The 18,198-nt window shown below is 73.5% G+C and carries 12 protein-coding genes; 11 read left to right on the top strand and 1 reads right to left on the bottom strand.

Annotated elements, in window-relative coordinates; translation table 11 throughout:
- Positions 1–104: 104 nt before the first annotated feature.
- The 11 genes from WME96_RS27805 to WME96_RS27755 all read left to right on the top strand — a co-directional run bounded on the left by WME96_RS27805 (position 105) and on the right by WME96_RS27755 (position 17,496).
- Positions 105–875 carry a Uma2 family endonuclease gene (locus WME96_RS27805; RefSeq protein ID WP_437284609.1) on the top strand — a complete coding sequence of 257 codons (771 nt, stop codon included), beginning with the start codon at positions 105–107 and terminating at the stop codon, positions 873–875.
- A gap of 179 nt (positions 876–1,054) precedes the next feature.
- Positions 1,055–5,740 carry an nSTAND1 domain-containing NTPase gene (locus WME96_RS27800; protein ID WP_437284608.1) on the top strand — a complete coding sequence of 1,562 codons (4,686 nt, stop codon included), beginning with the start codon at positions 1,055–1,057 and terminating at the stop codon, positions 5,738–5,740.
- A 100-nt stretch (positions 5,741–5,840) separates the two neighbouring features.
- Positions 5,841–6,365, top strand: coding sequence for a hypothetical protein (locus WME96_RS27795; RefSeq protein ID WP_433926964.1), 525 nt, complete (start codon positions 5,841–5,843; stop codon positions 6,363–6,365).
- Positions 6,346–6,723, top strand: coding sequence for a hypothetical protein (locus WME96_RS27790; protein ID WP_437284607.1), 378 nt, complete (start codon positions 6,346–6,348; stop codon positions 6,721–6,723). The genes WME96_RS27795 and WME96_RS27790 overlap by 20 nt, the downstream gene beginning before the upstream one ends.
- 17 nt (positions 6,724–6,740) lie before the next feature.
- The gene (locus tag WME96_RS27785; protein ID WP_437284606.1) at positions 6,741–9,227 is read left to right on the top strand and encodes a SpoIIE family protein phosphatase; all 2,487 of its coding nucleotides are present in this window, start codon (positions 6,741–6,743) and stop codon (positions 9,225–9,227) included.
- A gap of 165 nt (positions 9,228–9,392) precedes the next feature.
- The gene (locus tag WME96_RS27780; protein WP_437292369.1) at positions 9,393–9,848 is read left to right on the top strand and encodes a hypothetical protein; all 456 of its coding nucleotides are present in this window, start codon (positions 9,393–9,395) and stop codon (positions 9,846–9,848) included.
- The gene (locus WME96_RS27775; RefSeq protein WP_437284605.1) at positions 9,829–10,206 is read left to right on the top strand and encodes a hypothetical protein; all 378 of its coding nucleotides are present in this window, start codon (positions 9,829–9,831) and stop codon (positions 10,204–10,206) included. Before WME96_RS27780 ends, WME96_RS27775 begins: the two co-directional genes overlap by 20 nt.
- A gap of 17 nt (positions 10,207–10,223) precedes the next feature.
- Positions 10,224–12,716, top strand: coding sequence for a SpoIIE family protein phosphatase (locus WME96_RS27770; RefSeq protein ID WP_437284604.1), 2,493 nt, complete (start codon positions 10,224–10,226; stop codon positions 12,714–12,716).
- 329 nt (positions 12,717–13,045) lie between these two features.
- On the top strand, positions 13,046–13,423 hold the full coding sequence (locus WME96_RS27765; RefSeq protein ID WP_437284603.1) for a hypothetical protein: 378 nt from the start codon (positions 13,046–13,048) through the stop codon (positions 13,421–13,423).
- Positions 13,424–13,441: 18 nt separating this feature from the next.
- Positions 13,442–15,919 carry a SpoIIE family protein phosphatase gene (locus WME96_RS27760; protein ID WP_437284602.1) on the top strand — a complete coding sequence of 826 codons (2,478 nt, stop codon included), beginning with the start codon at positions 13,442–13,444 and terminating at the stop codon, positions 15,917–15,919.
- A 65-nt stretch (positions 15,920–15,984) separates the two neighbouring features.
- Positions 15,985–17,496 carry a pyruvate kinase gene (locus tag WME96_RS27755; RefSeq protein WP_437284601.1) on the top strand — a complete coding sequence of 504 codons (1,512 nt, stop codon included), beginning with the start codon at positions 15,985–15,987 and terminating at the stop codon, positions 17,494–17,496.
- A gap of 14 nt (positions 17,497–17,510) precedes the next feature.
- Here the strand turns inward: WME96_RS27755 and WME96_RS27750 are convergent, their stop codons facing one another.
- Positions 17,511–18,185: an energy transducer TonB gene (locus WME96_RS27750; RefSeq protein ID WP_437284600.1), complete on the bottom strand. Its 675-nt coding sequence runs from the start codon at positions 18,183–18,185 to the stop codon at positions 17,511–17,513.
- Positions 18,186–18,198: the final 13 nt, after the last annotated feature.

Here is an 18,198-nt window from a genome sequence, read left to right as displayed (position 1 = left end):
GGCCGCGTGGCGGGAGAGGGGAGAGATGCGACCGGGCGCTCCTGCCGCTGTCTCGGCCGGTCGATGCCGCACGGCAGCGGCCATGGTACCTTCGACAGCAGGCCATGTCAGCCATCGAGCCCACGGTCCGCCCGCCCGCCGCACCTCGCCGGCCGACGCGGCCCCATGTCTACAGCCGCCCGCCCGAGCCGGTGTACTTCCCGGAGTCCGAAGAAGTGCCCGAGACGAATCGCCACCTGGAGCTCCGCACCGCGCTGTACCTGATCCTCAAGCGCGAGCTCGCGCACACGGCGACGCTCGGCTCCGATCAGTTCGTCTACTGGGACCCGCGTACCTCGAAGAAGCGCCTCGCCCCCGACGCCTTCGTCCGCCTGGGCGTTCCGCATCGGACCTTCCGCACGTGGAAGACCTGGCTGCACGGGGCGCCTGACCTCGGGGTCGAGATCGTGAGCGACTCGGACGAGGGGGAGCCCGACTGGGACGAGAAGCTCGAGCGCTACCGCGCCGCGGGCATCCGCGAGATCGTGCGCTTTCATCCCGAGGATCGCGAGCGACAGATCCGCATCTGGGACGCCCTGGATGGCGATCTCGTGGAGCGGGCGCCCGATGACCCGGATCTCCGCGCGTGCGAGACGCTCGGCCTCTGGTGGACCGTCGTGGAAGACCGAGCGCTCGGCCCGATGCTCCGGCTGGCGCGCGACCGCGAAGGCCGTGACCTGCTGCCGACACCGGACGAGGCGGAGGCCAAGGTACGCAAGGCGAACGAGAAGCTGGAGGCGGCGAACGAGAAGCTGGAGGCCGAGGTGCAGGCGCTGCGGGCGGAGCTGGCGCAGGCCAAAGGGAAGCGGCGGCCGCGGCGACGATCACCGGGGTGAGCCCGGGAGCGCCGGGAGCGCTGCTGGCGCCGCAGCGGTGGACGCGCGCGGGTCAGCGGCCCGTCCTGTCGTTCGCCCTCGCGCCAGGGCGCAGCGCGCCCGGCAGGGAGGCCGCGGTCCGAAAGGACGACGGACGGACCGCCCACCTCTCCCCGCGCCGGTGATACCGTCGTCCCGCGATGGATCGCACGCTCGTCGACGAGGGCAGCTCCTCCCGCGACCCGGGCGCGGTGCCGCTCCCCCCGGGCGGCCTCGGGCACGCGTCCGGCGACGTGCTCGACCGCCGCTATCGCCTGCGCGTGCGCCTCGGCCGCGGCGGCTTCGGCGACGTGTGGCGCGCCGAGGAGCTCCTGCCCGACGGCGCCCCGTTCCGCGAGGTCGCCCTCAAGCTCCTCTGCTCCGACTTCGCGAACGCCGCGGACTGGGCCGACGAGGCCAAGCTCCTCGCCTCGTTCCGCCACCCCTCGCTCGTCACGATCTACGCCGCCGGCATCCTCCACGGCGCCCCGAGGACCCCGTTCGTCTCGATGGAGCTCCTCGAGGGCCGGAACCTCGCCGACCTGATCCGCTACCGGCGCCGCATCCCCTGGCGCCGCGTCGTGGCCTGGGCCCGCGACGTCGCCGGCGCGCTCGACGTCATCCACGCGCGCGGCGTCGTCCACCTCGACCTCAAGCCCGCCAACCTGTTCCTCACCCAGGACGGCGCCCTCAAGGTCCTCGACTTCGGCATCTCCCGGCGCGCCGGCGGCCCGCCCGGCGGCCCCGTCTCGCGCGCCCCCGGCGCGCCCCCGGCCGTCAGCCTCGGCGCCGGCAGCGGCGACGCCGGCAGCGGCAGCGGCCTCGCCGCCGGCAGCGGCGACGCCGGCAGCGCCAGCGGCCCCGCCGCCGCCAGCAACGACCTCGGCACCGCCGCCTTCCTCGCCGAGCGCGACGTCTACGCCTCCACCCGCCGCGCCTTCGCCGGCGCGGACAGCCCCGCCGCCGCGCGCAACGTCATCGGCACCCCCGGCTTCATGGCCCCCGAGGTGCTCGAGATGGCCGAGCCCACCGCCGCCACCGACGCCTACGCGCTCGCCGTCTGCATCGCGCAGCTCACCACCGGTCGCCTCCCGCACGACGTCCCCGACGAGCCCGACGACTGCTCCGACCCCTCGAGCGTCACCGCCTGGTGGACCGAGCTCCGCAGCGCCACCCTGCGCGGCGCCATGCGCGACCTCGGGCGCGACCCCGCGCGCCTCCCGCGCGGCCTCGTCGCCCTCCTCACCCGCCTGCTCTCCGTCGACCCCGCGCACCGCCGCGTGGCCCCGGGGCGGCTCAAGCAGCTCCTCGACGAGGTCTGGGAGCGCCCCCACGGCGTCCCCGACCGCCCGTACCGCGGCCTCGCCCCGCTCTCGTCCACCGACGAGGGCCTCCTGTTCGCGCGCGACGACGACACGGCGCGCCTCGGGCGCGAGCTCGAGTTCGAGCCGTGCGTCATCCTCCAGGGGCCGCGCGGCTCCGGCAAATCCTCGCTCGCCTCCGCCGGCCTCGTCCCCCACCTCGCGCGCCGCCACGCCGACCACAAGGACGACTGGATCGAGGCGCGCCTCACCCCGGGGGACGACCCCGACCGCGCCCTCGCCCGCGCGCTCGCCGCCGTCTCGCCCGACCTCGAGACAGCCGACCTCGACGCCCTCACCCGGTTCTGCATGGCGTCCGCCGTCGGCGTCGCGCTCGTCGTCGACCCCATCGCCCCCCTCGGCGGCGGCCGGCTCGCCGCCCTCGTGGGCGCGCTCGCCACCGGCGAGGCGCGCCGGGGGCTCCGCCTCATCGGCGTGCTCGACGAGGCCGACGAGCGCGCCGCCGCGCTGCTCGCCACGCCCGCCGGCGAGGGCCTCCGCGCCGCGCTGCGCTACGTCGGCCTCCCCGCCGCCGCCGCCGTGAAGGACCTCGTCGCCGGCCCCGCCCGGCTCGCCGGCGTCGAGGTCCGCGGCCTCGCCCAGGTCGCCGCCGAGGTGCAGCGCGAGCTCCGGGGCGGCGGCGCCGCGCTCTCGTTCGTGGCGCTCGCCCTCGCCGACTGGTGGCAGGCGCGCTCCAGCGACGCGCGCGGCGCGCTGCGCGGCGAGGTCTGGCAGGAGCTCGGCGGCGTGCGCGGCGCCCTCGCGCGGCACGCCGACGCCGCGCTCGCCGCCCTCGCCCCGGACGACCGCCCCATCGCCGACGAGGCGCTCCTCCGCCTCGCCGCCGTCGACGGCTCGCGCGTCCGCTGGGTCGAGGCCGAGCTCGTCGAGGCCGTCGCCGCCCCGCCCGCCGACGTCGAGCGCGTCCTCGGCGCCCTCGAGCGCGCGCGCCTCCTGAGCCGCCGCGACGGCGCCGTCGAGCTCGCCCACGAGGCGCTCGCCTCGAGCTGGCCCCACCTCGCGTCCACCCGCGCGCGGCACATGGACCGGCTCATCCTGCTCGAGCGGCTCCGCGAGGCCGCCGACGTCTGGGACCGCTCCGGCGAGCACCCCGACTTCCTCCTGCGGCGCGACCTGCTCGATCAGATCAGCGCCGGCGCGACCGACGTCGCGCGGCTGCCCCGGCGCGAGCAGGCCCTCGTCCGCGAGAGCCTCCGGCGCGCCCGCGCCCAGCGCGCCCGCAAGCTCGGCGCCGCCGCGGCGCTCGGCCTCGCTGTCGGCGCGGCGTTCGCGGCGGAGCGGTGGGTCGCCGCGCGCCAGGCCAGCGCCGAGGCGGCGCGCCGCGCGGCCGAGGAGCGCGCCGACCTCGCGGAGCTCACCGGCAAGGCGCGCCGCACCGAGGACCCGTACCACCGCGCCGCGTGGATCACCGCGGCCCTCGCGCGGCGCGCCGACGACGCCGCGCTGCCGCTCGACCTCGCGACCGCGGTCCTCGACCTGCCGCGCGCGCACTTCCTGACCGTCGACAGCGTGGTGGGCCCGGCGCTGCCGTGGGACGACCGCTGGGTCATCGCGGGCGGCCCCGGCGGCGCCCTGCTCGTCGCCGACCTGCGCCCGCCCGATCCGCAGGTCATCGACGACGTCCCCCTCGACGCCGACCCCGACAGCGTGACGCGCGCCAGGTCCCCGCGCGTGCTCGCCCTCCGGCCCCACGACGCCCCGCACGTCGAGCGGGTGCCGTTCGCGTTCGACACGGCGCTGGCCACGCGCTCGGTCACGGGCGAGGTCCGCGTCTTCCGGCTGCGGGAGGGCGGCACCGTCGCGCTGGCCGCTGTCGCGCCCGTGCGCTGCAGCAGCGCCGTGCACGCGGCCGAGGCCGCGCCCGTCCTCGCCTGCTCGACCGACGGCGGCATCGCGCGCTGGGACATGCGCCGCGGCGCCGGCGCCGATGCCGTCGACAGGCACCCCTTCCGCGGCAACGTGCTCGGCGTCTCCCCCGACGGCGCGCGCGTCGCGGCGGTCCTCGGCCGCCGGGCGCTGCTCTGGGGGCCGGACGCGGGCGCGGGCGCCGAGATCACCCTCGCCGTGCCCGCCGTGCTCGGGCGCTTCAGCCCGCGCGACCCCGTGATCGCGCTCGTCCAGCAGGGCAGGACGTCGATCTACGCCTTCGACCGGCCCGACGCGCCGCTGTTCGAGCTCGACACCGACCCGGCGCCCGCCTCCGCGCGCTGGGACGCGGGCGGCCTCGATCTCGGCGTCTGCGGCGGCGGCGCCGGCGCCGGCGGCGTCTGGCACTACCTCCGCAAGGGCGGGCGCGCCGCGGCCGACCCGCCGCCCGAGGGCTCGCCGTGCGCGCCGCCCCCGGCCCAGCGCGCGCCGCGGACGCTGCGCGCGCGCGGCGAGGCGTCCGACGTCGCCGAGCGCGACGTCGGCCCGCACGTCCTCCTCGGCGCGTGGCGGCTCCCCGACCGCCGCGTGCTCACGCGCGACCTCGTCCTGTTCAACCCGGGCCCGCCCGCCGCCGAGCGCCTCCTCCGGTTCGAGGGGCTCGATCCGCAGGGCGGACCGGAGATCCGCGACGCGAGCGCCTCGGCCGCCGCCGTGCTGCGCAGCGGCGACACGGTCGCCGTCCAGCTCGGCGCCGAGGTGCGCCTCTACAGCGAGGCCTCGCGGCGCCGCACCGCCGCGCGGCGCGGTCATCTCCTGCGCGCCTGCGACGACGGCCGCCTCCTCTCGTACCGCCGCGACCAGGGCATCTGGGCGCTGTTCGACGCGGCGACCGACCAGCTCGTCGAGGCGGTGCCGAGGGCGCCCGCGTTCGTGCTCGGCGTCGACGCGGCCTGCCGCACGCTGTTCACGCAGGAGCTCGACGGCAACCTGCTCGCCACGTCGCTCCGCGACCTCTCGTCGCGCACCATCGCGGTGACCGACGGCTACGTCTACGAGGCGCGCCCGAGCCCCGCGCGCGGCGACGTCGGGCCCGGGCTGCTCCTCGCGTTCAGCTCGGGCGCGGTGGCGCGCATCGACGAGGCGCGCGGCGAGGTGCGCGTCCTCGGGTACGCCACGCCGCGCGCGACCGCGATCGCGGACGGCCCCCTGCCGGGCGACGTCGCCTTCGCCGACGCGACGGGCGTCGTCGTGGTCCGCCGCGCCGGCGTCGCCGAGCGGGTGCTCGACGGCGTGACCGGGGCCGAGTGGGAGGACATCGCCGCCGCGCCCGACGGCGAGACCCTGCTGCTCTCGTCGGCCGACCGGCTCGCCGTGCTCGACCTGGAGCGGCGCGAGATCGTCGGCGCCATGCCGTCCGAGGGCCGCGAGCGGCTCGCCCCCTGGGACGCCGAGGGCTCGGCGCTCTCGTGGTCGTTCGGCCGCGTGGGCGGGCCGAGCGGCCTCGTCGTCCCCCGCGGCCTGCCGCTCGCGCAGCGGGTCGGAGAGGCCGTGTCGAACCTGAGGGCCGACGGCAAGCGGCTCGTCGCGCGCCAGTGAGCTCAACGCGGATTGTTGTAGGGCGCCCGCTCACCTGCGCGATCGCGGGCGGGTCGAGGGGATTGGATCCGCCCGCGAAACGCCGTACGCTGCTTCAATCGTGTCAGCGCCTGAACCGAGCCAGAATGCCTCATTGTTCTTGTGCATCACGTTCTTCCCGAGCGAGCGGCTGGCCACCGCGGTGCTGCGGCTCGTCTCCAGCTTCTGCGGGATGGTGCTGGACGACGCGAACGTGAGCTCGAGGTTCTACATGGCCGCGCACGAGCTCGCCGAGAATATCACCAAGTATTCGGCCGGCCCCAAGGTCAGCCTGGAGCTCGCGCTCGAGGAGGGCGAGAGCTCCTGTATCATGAAGATCCGCGCCCGGAACGAGGCGTCTCCGGAGCGGCTGCGCGAGGTGGAGCGGCGCCTCCTCGAGCTGAAGACGGCGGCCGATCCGGTGAAGCATTACGACGATCTCATCACCGAGACGGCGATGGTAGAGGGGGTGTCCGGGCTCGGCCTCGCGCGGGTGCGCGCCGAGGGCGGGCTCGACGTGGACTACAAGATCGAGGGAAACGAGCTGACGATCATCGCGCACGCGCCGGTTGGGAGGTGGAGGGTAGATGAGAAGCTTGAGGGTTGAGCCCGTCGTCACGGAGAGCTTCGGGATCGAGCCGGCCCTGAGGGACGACTCCCTCGGCGTCAAGCTCACCGGCACGGGCGACATGTCGGCGGTCGCGCCGCTCGGCCTGTTCCTCAAGGACCTTCAGGCCGAGGCGGCGCGCCTGCGCGTGAGCGCCATCGAGTTCGACGTGAGGGCTCTTTACTTCCTGAACTCGAGCTGCCTGAAGGCGTTCATCAGCTTCATCTGCGGCCTGCCGGGCCTCGGGCTGCGGTGCAAGGTCCAGTTCGTGACGGACGCGCGGCTCGGCTGGCAGCGGCGGAGCCTGACGGCGCTCGAGCGCATGTCTCCGGATCTCGTCTCGATCACCGAAAGTTGACCCGAGAGCCGCAGGCCATGACGAAGAAGCGCCGGACGATCGCCCTCCTGATGGACTACGTACGAGGCGAGTACCAGTCCGAGGTGCGCTTCGGGGTCGAGCGCGCCGCCGAGACGCACGACGTCAATCTCCTCGTCGCCTTCGGAGAGACGCTCGCGCTCCCCGGATCGAACGCGTCGGCGCAGAACAGCATCTATCACCTCATCGGCCCGGAGACGGTCGACGGCGTGATCGTCGCCTCGACGACCCTCTGCCATCACGTCGGCATCGAGGGCATGCAGCGGTTTTGCCGCGCCTACGCTCCGCTGCCCGTCTGCAGCGTCGGGATGGCGATCGACGGCATCCCGAGCCTCGTCGTCGACAACGCCCTCGGGATCGAGATCTCCCTCAGGCACCTGGTCGACGATCACGGGCGCCGGCGCGTCGCGTACATCGGCGGGCCGGCCAACAACGAGGAGGCGGACGCGCGCGCCACCGCGTACTGGCGGGCGCTCGCGGAGCGATCTCTGCCCTTCGACGAGCGGCTCTTCGCGTTCGGCGCGTTCACCCTCGACACAGGGCGCATCGCGATGCGCGAGATCCTCGAGCGCGGGGTCGAGTTCGACGCCGTGGTCGCCGCGAGCGACACCATGGCCCTCGGGGCGATCGAGGTGCTGGAGGCGCGCGGCATCAGCGTCCCGAAGGACGTCCTCGTGTGCGGCTTCGACGACGTGGCCATCGCGCGCTTCACGAAGCCGTCCTTGACGACCATCTGCCAGCCCATCAAGCGGCTCGGCGCGCGCGCCATGGACACGATCCTGCGCATGATCGACGGCGCCCCCGTCGCGGAGCGCAGCCTGTTCCCTGTCGAGCTCGCGCTGCGCGAGTCCTGCGGCTGCGGCTACCAGGCCGAGACCGCGGGCGCGCCCTCCAGCATGGCGCGGCGCGCGCCGCTCCCGCCCCCGGGCCAGCGGGCCGACCTCGAGCGCCTCCTCGAGAAGAGCGTCGCGATCCCGGCCGGCTCGCTCCGCGGCTGGGCCGGCGCGCTCCTGTCGGCGCTCGAGGAGGAGCTCGCCGGCGGAGAGGCGGCCGAGGGCACTTTCCTGCGCGCGCTCGAGGCGCTCCTCGACGCGGCGGGGCGCGAGGGCGCGACCCTCGAGCACTTCCAGGTCGTGATCACGCTGCTGCGCGAGCGGTTCCACCCCGGGCCCGGGGAGCGGCGGGACGCCGCGCTGGACGAGGCGCTCGAGCGGATCTGGCACGGGGCGCGCGTCGTCATCGGCGGCGCGTCCGTGCGCGCCGAGGGGCAGAAGCGGCTCAACGTGGAGCTCGCGTCGCTCTACCTGAGCTGGAGCGCGCGGAGCTTCTCGACCTGCCTGAGCCTGCCCATCCTGCGGCGCATGATGGCGTCGGAGCTGCCGAGGATGCAGTTCTCGCGCGTCGCGGTGTCGCTCTACGACGACGCGCAACGCGCCGTGCTGAAGCCCCTCTTCCTCCTCGAGGACGGCCTCGAGGTGGATCCCCCTTCGGTCCGCTTCCCGGCGCGCTGCCTCGCGCCCCCGGGGTTCCTGGAGGACGGCGAGCGCTGGAGCATGATCGCGCTCCCGGTCGCCTTCGGCGACACGGAGAAGTTCGGCGTCGGGGTGCTCAACAGCGGCGCGAACGAGCTTGTCTATGACGCGCTCCGCCTCCAGCTCGGCTCCGCGGTCAAGGCCGCGGCGCTGCACTGGGAGGTCGTGCGGCAGGTGGAGCTGCGCGAGCGGCTCGAGCAGGAGAAGGTCCGCCAGGAGAGCGTCGTCGCGGCGCGCATCCAGACGACGCTGGTGCCGCCGCTGCTCTCGGTCGAGGGCCTCGAGCTCTGCGCGGTCATGAGGCCGGCCGCCGAGGTGGGCGGCGACTACTACGATGTGCTCGCGACCCCCCGGGGCGGGTGGCTCGGGATCGGCGACGTCGCGGGGCACGGCCTCGCCGCGGGGCTCGTGATGCTGATGATCCAGAGCATGATCTCGGCCCTCACGCGCAGCGATCCGGACGCCAGCCCGGGCGAGCTCGTCTCCGCCGTCAACGCGGCGGTGTACGAGAACGTGCGCAGCCGCCTGAAGCGGGACGAGCACGCGACGCTGCTGCTCCTTCGGTACGAGCGCAGCGGCCGCGTGACGTTCGCGGGGGCGCACGACGACATCATCGTATGTCGCGCGCGCACGCGGCGTTGCGTGTGCATCCAGAGCTCCGGCGTCTGGATCGGCGCGCTGCCCGTCATCGACGCGATGACGCGAGACGCCGAGTTCCTCCTCGAGGACGGAGACGTGCTCGTGCTGTACAGCGACGGTGTCACCGAAGCGCGTAACGCGCACCGCGAGCAGTTCGGCCTCGAGCGGCTCTGCGCCACGATCGAGTCCGCGCAGGCGTCGCCCGTCGAGGCGATCCGCGACCGCATCCTGAGGGACGTCGACGGCTGGTGCCCGAGCCCCGATGACGACATCACGGTCGTCGTGGCGAGGTACAGCGCCCCGCGCCCGTTGTAATGCGGCGCCGCCAGCTCTCCTACATGAGCGCCATGTTCCGTCCCGCGCGCAGAAGGGATTGGATCCGGATCGAGAAAGCCGTACGCTGATCCAATCGTGCCAGCGTCCGAACCGAGTCAGAACGGCTCACTCTTCTTGTGTATCACGTTCTATCCGACCGAGCGGATGGCCAACAGCGTGCTTCGGCTGGTGTCCAGCTTCTGTAGCATGGTGCTGGACGACGCGAATGTGAGCTCGAGGTTCTACATGGCCGCGCACGAGCTCGCGGAGAACATCATCAAATATTCCAGCGGCCCCAGGGTCAGCCTCGAGCTCGCGCTCGAGGAGCGCGATAGCTCGTGCGTCATGAAGATCTGCGCGCGGAACGAGGCGTCTCCGGAGCGGCTTCGCGAGGTGGAGCGGCGCCTCTTCGAGCTGAAGACGGCGTCCGATCCGGTGAAGCACTACGACGATCTCATCATCGAGACGGCGATGGTAGAGGGGGTGTCGGGGCTCGGCCTCGCGCGGGTGCGCGCCGAGGGCGGGCTCGACGTGGACTACAAGATCGAGGGCAACGAGCTCACGATCATCGCGCACGCGCCGGTCGGGAGATGGAGGGTAGATGAACAGCTTGAGGGTTGAGCCGGTCGTCACGGAGAGCTTCGGGATCGAGCCGGCGCTGAGGGAAGACGCCCTCAGCGTCAAGCTCACCGGCACGGGCGACATGGCGGCGGTCGCGCCGCTCGGCAGCCTCCTCAAGGAACTGCAGTGGGAGGCGGTGCGCCTGCGCGTGAGCGCCGTCGAGTTCGACGTGAGGGCCCTTTACTTCCTGAACTCGAGCTGCCTGAAGGCGTTCATCAGCTTCATCTGCGGCCTCGCGGGCCAGGGGCTGAAGTGCAAGGTCCAGTTCGTGACGGACGCGCGGCTCGGCTGGCAGCGGCGGAGCCTGACGGCGCTCGAGCGCATGTCGCCGGAGCTCGTCTCGATCACCGACACCTGACCCGAGAGCCGCAGGCCATGACGAAGAAGCGCCGGACGATCGCCCTCCTGATGGACTACGTGGGAGGAGACTACCAGTCCGACCTGCGGTTCGGGGTGGAGCGGGCCGCCGAGGCGCACGACGTCAATCTACTCATCGCCTTCGGCGAGACGCTCGCGCTCCCCGGGACGACCGCGTCGGCGCAGAACAGCATCTATCACCTCATCGGCTCGGAGACGGTCGACGGCGTCATCGTCGCTGCGGCCACGCTCTGCCACCATGTCGGCGTCGAGGGCATGCGGGAGTTCTTCCGCGCTTACCCGCCGCTGCCCGTCTTCAGCATCGGGATGGCGATCCCGGGGATCCCGTGCGTCATCGTCGACAACGCCCTCGGGATCGAGCTCGCGGTCGGCCACATGGTCGATGTCCACGGGCGCCAGCGCGTCGCGTACATCGGCGGGCCGGCCAACAACGAGGAGGCGAAGGCGCGCGCCGACGCCTACTGGAGGGCGCTCGCGCAGCGATCTCTCCCGCTCGACGAGCGGCTCTTCGCGTTCGGCGCGTTCTCGATCGACTCGGGCCGCCTCGGGGTGCGCGAGTTGCTCGACCGCGGCGTCGAGTTCGACGCGCTGGTCGCCGCCAACGACAAGATGGCGCTCGGCGCGATGGAGGAGCTCGCGGAGCGGGGGCTCCGCGTCCCGGACGACATCCTCATCGCCGGCTTCGACGACGCCGCCATCGCGCGCTTCTCCAGGCCGTCGCTGACCACCGTCCGCCAGCCCATCAAGCGGCTCGGGTCGATGGCGGCGGACGTGATGATCCGCATGCTCGACGGGGAGCACGTCGACGGGACGACGCTCCTCGGGGTCGAGCTCACCTGCCGCGAGTCCTGCGGCTGCGGGACCCAGGCGAGCGCCTCGCTCGCGCCCCCGGGCCCGCCGACGCGGGGCGGGGCGCTCTACCTCGCCGGACAGCGCGAGTCGCTGGAGCGCGCGCTCAGGAGGAGCGTGATGATCCCGACCAGCATGCTCGACGGCTGGCCGGGCAAGCTCCTGTCGGCGCTCGAGGAGGAGCTGTCGGGAGAGGCGGCCGCGGGCCGCTTCCTGCGCACGCTCGAGGCCATCCTCGACGCGGCGAGGCGCGAGGGCGCGATCGTCGAGCACTTCCAGGGCGCGATCTCGCTGCTCCGCGAGCGGCTCCGCCGGCCGCCCGAGGACGGCAAGGACAGGGAGCTCCAGGACGCCCTCGAGCGGATCTGGCACGCGGCGCGCGTCGTCGTCGGCAGCGCGTCCGTGCGCACCGAGGGCGAGAAGCGGCTGAGCGTGGAGCTCGCGTCGCTCTACCTGAGCTGGAGCGCGCGGAGCTTCTCGACCTGCCTGAGCTTGCCTGTCCTGAAGCGCGTGATGACGTCGACGCTGCCGGCGCTCGAGCTCTCCCGCGCCGCGGTGTCGCTCTACGACGACGCCGACGCGGAGCGCGCCACGATGAAGCCGCTCTTCGTGATGGAGAGCGGCCGCGAGGTGGAGGCGCCGCCGCTGAGCTTCCCGGCGCGCCTCCTCGCGCCCCCGGGGTTCATGGACAGCCCGGAGCGCCAGACCCTGATCGCGCTCCCTGTCGCGTTCGGCGACGCGGAGAAGTTCGGCGTCGCCGTGCTCGACAGCGGCGCGAACGAGCTTGTCTATGACGCGCTCCGCCTCCAGCTCGGCTCCGCGGTGAAGGCCGCCGAGCTGCACCGGGAGATGATCCGGCAGGTGGAGCTGCGCGAGCGGCTCGAGCAGGAGAAGGTCCGCCAGGAGAGCGTCGTCGCGGCGCGCATCCAGACGACGCTCGCCCCGGAGCAGCTCTCGGTCGAGGGGCTCGATCTCTGCGCCGTCATGCGGCCGGCCGCCGACGTGGGCGGCGACTACTACGACGTGCTCGCGACGCCCGGGGGCGGGTGGCTCGGCATCGGCGACGTCGCGGGGCACGGGCTCGCGGCGGGGCTCGTGATGCTGATGATCCAGAGCATGGTGTCGGCGCTGACCCGCAGGGATCCGGGCGCCAGCCCCGGCAAGGTGCTCTCGGCGATCAACGCGGCGGTGTACGAGAACGTCCGCAGCCGCCTGCAGCGGGACGAGCACGCGACGCTGCTGCTCCTGCGGTACGAGCGCGGCGGCCGCGTGACGTTCGCGGGGGCGCACGACGACATCATCGTGTGTCGCGCGCGGACGCGGCGCTGCGTCTGCATCCCGAGCACGGGCGTCTGGATCGGCGCGCTGCCCGTCATCGACGCGATGACGCGAGACGCCGAGTTCGTCCTCGAGGACGGAGACCTCCTCGTGCTGTACAGCGACGGTGTCACTGAGGCGCGCAACGCGCATCACGAGCAGTTCGGCCTCGAGCGGCTCTGCTCCACGATCGAGTCCGCCCAGTCCGCATCCGTCTATGACATCCGCGATCGCGTCCTGAGGGAGGTCGATGGCTGGTGCGCGAGCCCCGACGACGACATCACCCTCGTCGTGGCGAGATACCGCGCCCCCCGGCGGCCTTGATCGCGCCCCGCGCGCGGTCGGCACGCGCCGCGTGCCCATCGAAGCCGCTCGCTGGCCGACATGTCGCACACCGGGGCAAGGGGGATTGGCTCCGGGTCGAGAACCACGTACGCTGGCCAACGCGTGTTAGCTTTCGAACCGACCCAGGACGCGTCACCGTTCTTGTGGGCCACGCTTTCTCGTGTGAGCGGACGATTGCCGTGGTGTTGCGACGGACGAGGCGGGCTCGTGCGGGCTCGCGCGGAGGGCGGTCTCGACGTGGAGGACACGACCGACGGGAGCGAGCCGAGGATCCTCGCGGGGGCGCGGGTGGCGGAGGTGAAGGGGAGATGAGCAGCTTGCGGGTTGAGCCTGTCGTCACGGAGAGCTTCGGGATCGAGCCGACCCTGAGGGACGACGCCCTCAGCGTCAAGCTCAGCGGGACAGGCGACATGGCGGCGGCGCCCTCGCTCGGTCTCTGCCTCAAGGCGCTCCAGGCGGAGGTGCTGCGCCTCTCCATCAACCGCGTCGCGTTCGACATCAGGGCGCTTTATTTCCTGAACTCGAGCTGTCTGAAGGCGTTCATCAGCTTCATCTGTGGCCTCCCGGGTCAGGGCATGAAGTGCAAGGTCGAGTTCATCACGGACGCGCGGCTCGGCTGGCAGCGGCGGAGCCTGACGGCGCTCGAGCGCATGGCGCCGGACGTCGTGTCGATCTCCGACGTCTGATCCCGAGAGCCGCAGCACATGACGAAGAAGCGCCGTACGATCGCCCTCTTGATGGATTATGTGCGTGGCGAGTATCAGTCCGCGGTGCGGATCGGGGTGGAGCGCGCCGCCGAGGCGCACGACGTCCACCTCGTCATCGCGGTCGGGGAGACGCTCGCCGGCCACGGCCCCTCGGAGATCGCCCAGAACAGCGTCTACCGCCTCGTCGGCGCCGAGGCGGTCGAGGGCATCGTCATCGCCGCGGCGACGCTCTGCAATCACGTGGGGGTCGAGGGGGTGGAGCGCTTCTGCCGGGACTACGCGCCGCTGCCCATGTGCAGCATCGGGATCCCGCTGCAGGGCATCCCCAGCGTCGTCGTCGACAACGCGCTCGGGATCGAGATGGCCGCCGGCCACCTGCTCGACGACCACGCCTGCCGGCGCGTCGCGTACATCGGCGGTCCGACGAACAACGGCGAGGCGAGGCTCCGCGCCGAGGCGTACCGCAAGGCGCTCGCCGCGCGCGAGCTCCCCTACGACGAGCGCCTCGTCGCGAGCGGCGAGTTCACCATCGACACCGGCCGCGCCGCGATGGCCGAGATCCTGGCCCGCGGGGTCGAGATCGACGCCGTTGTCGCCGCCAACGACAACATGGCCCTCGGCGCCATCGAGCTCCTGAAGGCGCAGGGCCGCGGCGTCCCCCGGGACATCCTCGTGTGCGGCTTCGACGACGTCGGCGTGGCGCGCTACACGAAGCCGTCCCTGACCACGGTGCGCCAGCCGATCAAGCGGCTGGGGGAGATCGCGCTCGAGACCGTGCTGCGCATGCTCGACGGCGCGCCGGTGCCGCTGCGCAACCTGCAGCAGGTCGAGCTCACGCGGCGCGAGTCCTGCGGCTGCGCGTACCAGGCCGCCGCCGCGGGGCCGCTCACGATCCCGCCGCCGGCTCGCGCCGGGGCGATCTCGCTCGCCGGCCGGCGAGACGAGCTGGAGCGCGCGCTCGAGCATGTCGTGGGCATCCCGGCCGCCTCGCTCCATGGCTGGGCCGGTGAGCTCCTGTCGGCGCTGGAGCAGGAGCTCGCCGGGGGCGAGGGGCGCTTCGTGCGCGTGCTGGAGCGCCTGCTCGACGCGGCCGGGCGCGAGGGGGTGTTCCTCGACCTGTTCCAGGGCGTGATCACGCTGCTGCGCGCCCGGCTCCGCCGCCCCGTCGGCGATCCGGCCGGGGCCGCCGTGAACGAGTCCCTCGAGCAGCTCTGGCACGCGTGCCGCGTCCTCATCGGGAGCGCGTCCGTGCGCGCCGAGGGGCGGCAGCGCCTCGACGTCGAGCTCTCCGCGATCGGCCTGGCCTGGAGCGGCCGGTGGTTCTCGACGTGCCTGAGCCTGCCGCTCTTCAAGCGCATGCTGGCCTCGGAGCTGCCCCGGCTGGGCTTCACGCGCGTCGCCATCTCGCTCTACGACGACCCGACCCGCGCCACCCTGAAGGCGCTCTTCCTGATGGAGGACGGCCGCGAGGTGGAGCCGCCCGCGGAGAGCTTCCCCTCGCGCCTGCTCGCGCCGCCCGGGTTCCTGAGCTCGAGCGAGCGCAGGAGCGTGGTCGTCATGCCGCTCACGTTCGGCGACACGGAGTATTTCGGGCTGATGGCGCTCAACAGCGGCGTGAACGAGATGGTGTACGACGCGCTGCGCCTCCAGGTCGGCTCCGCGGTGAAGACGGTGACGCTGCACCGCGAGATGGTCCGGCAGGTGGAGCTGCGCGAGCGGCTGGAGCAGGAGCGGGGGCGCGAGGAGACCGTCGTCGCGGCGCGCATCCAGACGACGCTGGTGCCGGAGCAGCTCGAGGTGGAGGGGCTCGAGCTCTGCGCGTCGATGACGCCGGCGGCGGAGGTCGGCGGCGACTACTACGACGTCATCGCGACGCCCGGGGGCGGGTGGCTGGGGATCGGCGACGTCGCGGGGCACGGGCTCGCGGCGGGGCTCGTGATGCTGATGATCCAGAGCATGGTCTCCGCGCTGACGAGCAAGGACCCGAGCGTCAGCCCGAGCGAGCTCCTCGCCGCGCTCAACAAGGCCATCTACAAGAACGTGCGCGGCCGCCTGAGGCGGGACGAGCACGCGACGCTGCTGCTCCTGCGGTACGAGCGCGACGGGCGCGTGACGTTCGCGGGGGCGCACGATGACATCATCGTGTGCTCGGCGCGCACGCGGCGTTGCGTGTGCATCCCGAGCACGGGCGTCTGGATCGGCGTGCTGCCCGTCATCGACGCGGCGACGCGGGACGCCGAGTTCGTCCTGGAGGACGGGGACGTGCTCGTCCTGTACAGCGACGGCGTGACCGAGGCCCGCAACGCGCACCGCGAGCAGTTCGGCCTCGAGCGGCTCTGCGCCGCGATCGAGGCCGCGCAGGCGTCGCCCGTCGAGGCGATCCGCGACCGGATCCTGAGGGAGGTCGAGGGCTGGTGTCCGAGCCCCGACGACGACATCACGGTCGTGGTGGCGCGGTACCGCGCGCCCGCGTAGCGCGCCTGGCGTTGCGGCGCGCCGCGGCGGGTGAGAGCATCCGCGCGCACCCTGGAGGCCGCGCCATGACCTGTCCTGATCCGCACACGATCGAGCAAGCGCTGACCGCCGTCGGGGCGCTGCGCGGGAGCGCCGTCGAGCACGAGGAGCGTCACCGGGCGCTGATCGACGCGGCGCACCCGGCGCACCGCGCGGGCGCGGCGAACCTGCTCCACTACCTCGCGGTCCGGCAGCGCGACATCCGCGATCTCCAGCGCCAGCTCGCCTCGTTCGGCCTGAGCTCGCTGGGCCGGATCGAGCGCTGCGCGCTGGCGTCGCTCGACGCCGTGCTCGGCGCGCTCGACGCGCTCGCGGGGCGCCCCGGGACGCGGCCTCCGGGCGAGCACCCCACCACGTTCGACTCGGGGGAGTCGCTGCTCGAGGACCACGCGCGGGCGCTGCTCGGCGAGGGGAGGCCGGGGCGTCAGACGCGGGTGATGGTCACGCTGCCCGGGGACGCGCGGAAGCGCGACCTGAAGCGGCTGCTCGAGGCGGGCATGGACGTCGCGCGGATCAACTGCTCGAAGGGCGACGCGGCGGAGTGGACCGGGCTCGTCGAGCGGCTCCGGAAGGCGTCGCAGGAGACCGGCTTCGCGTGCAAGATCCTGTGCGACGTCGCCGGGCCGAACCCGCGCGTGAGCAAGGTCGACGGGGGCTCGGCGCGCCTCGCGCTCCCGGAGTCGGGGGGGCGGCCGCAGTTCTGGCTGTGCAAGGAGCTGAAGGACGTGAAGCGGGCGCGCGCGGCGGCGGCCGGCGCCGAGGGGGGCGACGCGCTCGCGGTCGGCTGCACCATCCCGGAGGTCGTCGACGATCTCCGGCCCGGGCACCGGGTGTTCTACGACGACGGGCGGCTCGGCGGCACGGTCAAGCTCGTCACCGACGGCGCCGCGCTCGTCGAGGTGGATTTCGCGCGCCAGGGCTCCGTCAAGCTGAAGCCGGGCAAGGGCCTGAACTTCCCGGACACCGAGCTCGGGATCCCGCCGCTCACGCCGAAGGATCTCGAGGATCTCGACTTCATCGCGCGCCACGCGGACATGGTGGGGCTGTCGTTCGTCAGGTCTCCTTCCGATGTGGAGCGCCTCCAGGCGGAGCTCGCGGCGCGCGAGGCCGCGCACCTCGGGCTCGTGCTCAAGATCGAGACGACGCCCGCGTTCCGGCAGCTCCCGCGGCTCCTGCTCACGGCGATGCGCAGCGAGAACGTCGGCGTGATGGTCGCGCGCGGCGACATGGCCGTCGAGATGGGGTTCGTGCGGCTGGCCGAGGTGCAGGAGGAGCTCCTGTGGCTCTGCGAGGCCGCGCTGGTCCCGGCGATCTGGGCGACGCAGGTGCTCGAGAGCCTGAACAAGACCGGCGTGCCGACGCGCGGGGAGGTGACGGACGCGGCGATGAGCTCGCGGGCCGAGTGCGTGATGCTCAACCGGGGCGAGAACATCGTCGCGACGGTCGACTTCGTGGTCGACGTGCTCCAGCGCATGCACGAGCACCAGGACAAGAAGCGGGCGCTCATGCGGCCGCTCAGCGTCTCGCGCCTCGACTGAGGCGCAGCTCCGGATCAGTCGACGGACGGCACGGTCGCGTCCACCCGGGTGGGCAGCCCGCGCGCCCCCGCCGGCGCGCGGAACGTCGCGGCGGACAGCTCCCGCCGCATGCAGGTGGCCGCGTCGTCGTAGCGCGGGTCGGACGCGCTCCCGATGATCGTCGGCGCCACGATGTAGCCGTCGGCGTCGACGTTGAACTCCACCCGGATGACGTCGGGCGGCAGGATCTTCCCGTCCGGGCCGCGGCAGCGCTGCACGAGGTCCCAGTAGAGCTGCGCGCGCGCGGCCTTCTCGATGGCGGGGCTCGACATGTCGACCTGCACCGTGGGCGCGCCGATCTCGACGCGCGATCGCGGCGCGGGCTCGGGCGGCGGCGCCGACGCAGCCGGGCGCGCGGAGGGCTCCGGGACGCCGGTGCTCGTGCCGATCTTCGCGATCGTCCCGCCGTCGTTCGCCCTGGGCGCGGCCTGCCGCGCGGCGGCGAGGATCTCCTCGAGCGCCTCCGGCTCGGCGGAGCTCACCGCCGCCGCCCCGGTCGTCCGGAGGCTTGCGCTGCGGTGGTCGAGGGGCGCCGCGCTGTCGCGCGTCCAGGGGGTGTGGGTCCCGGCGTCGGCCTGCGCCGGCGGCGCGGGCTCCGGGCGCTCGCAGGCCGCGAGCAGCGGGAGCAGGACCACGAGCGCGGTGCGCACGCGGAGAGGGTCG

This window comes from Sorangium sp. So ce406, from assembly GCF_051474675.1.
GTDB classification, from domain to species: Bacteria; Myxococcota_A; Polyangia; order Polyangiales; family Polyangiaceae; genus Sorangium; species Sorangium cellulosum_G.
This window is presented reverse-complemented; position numbering and strand designations above follow the sequence as displayed.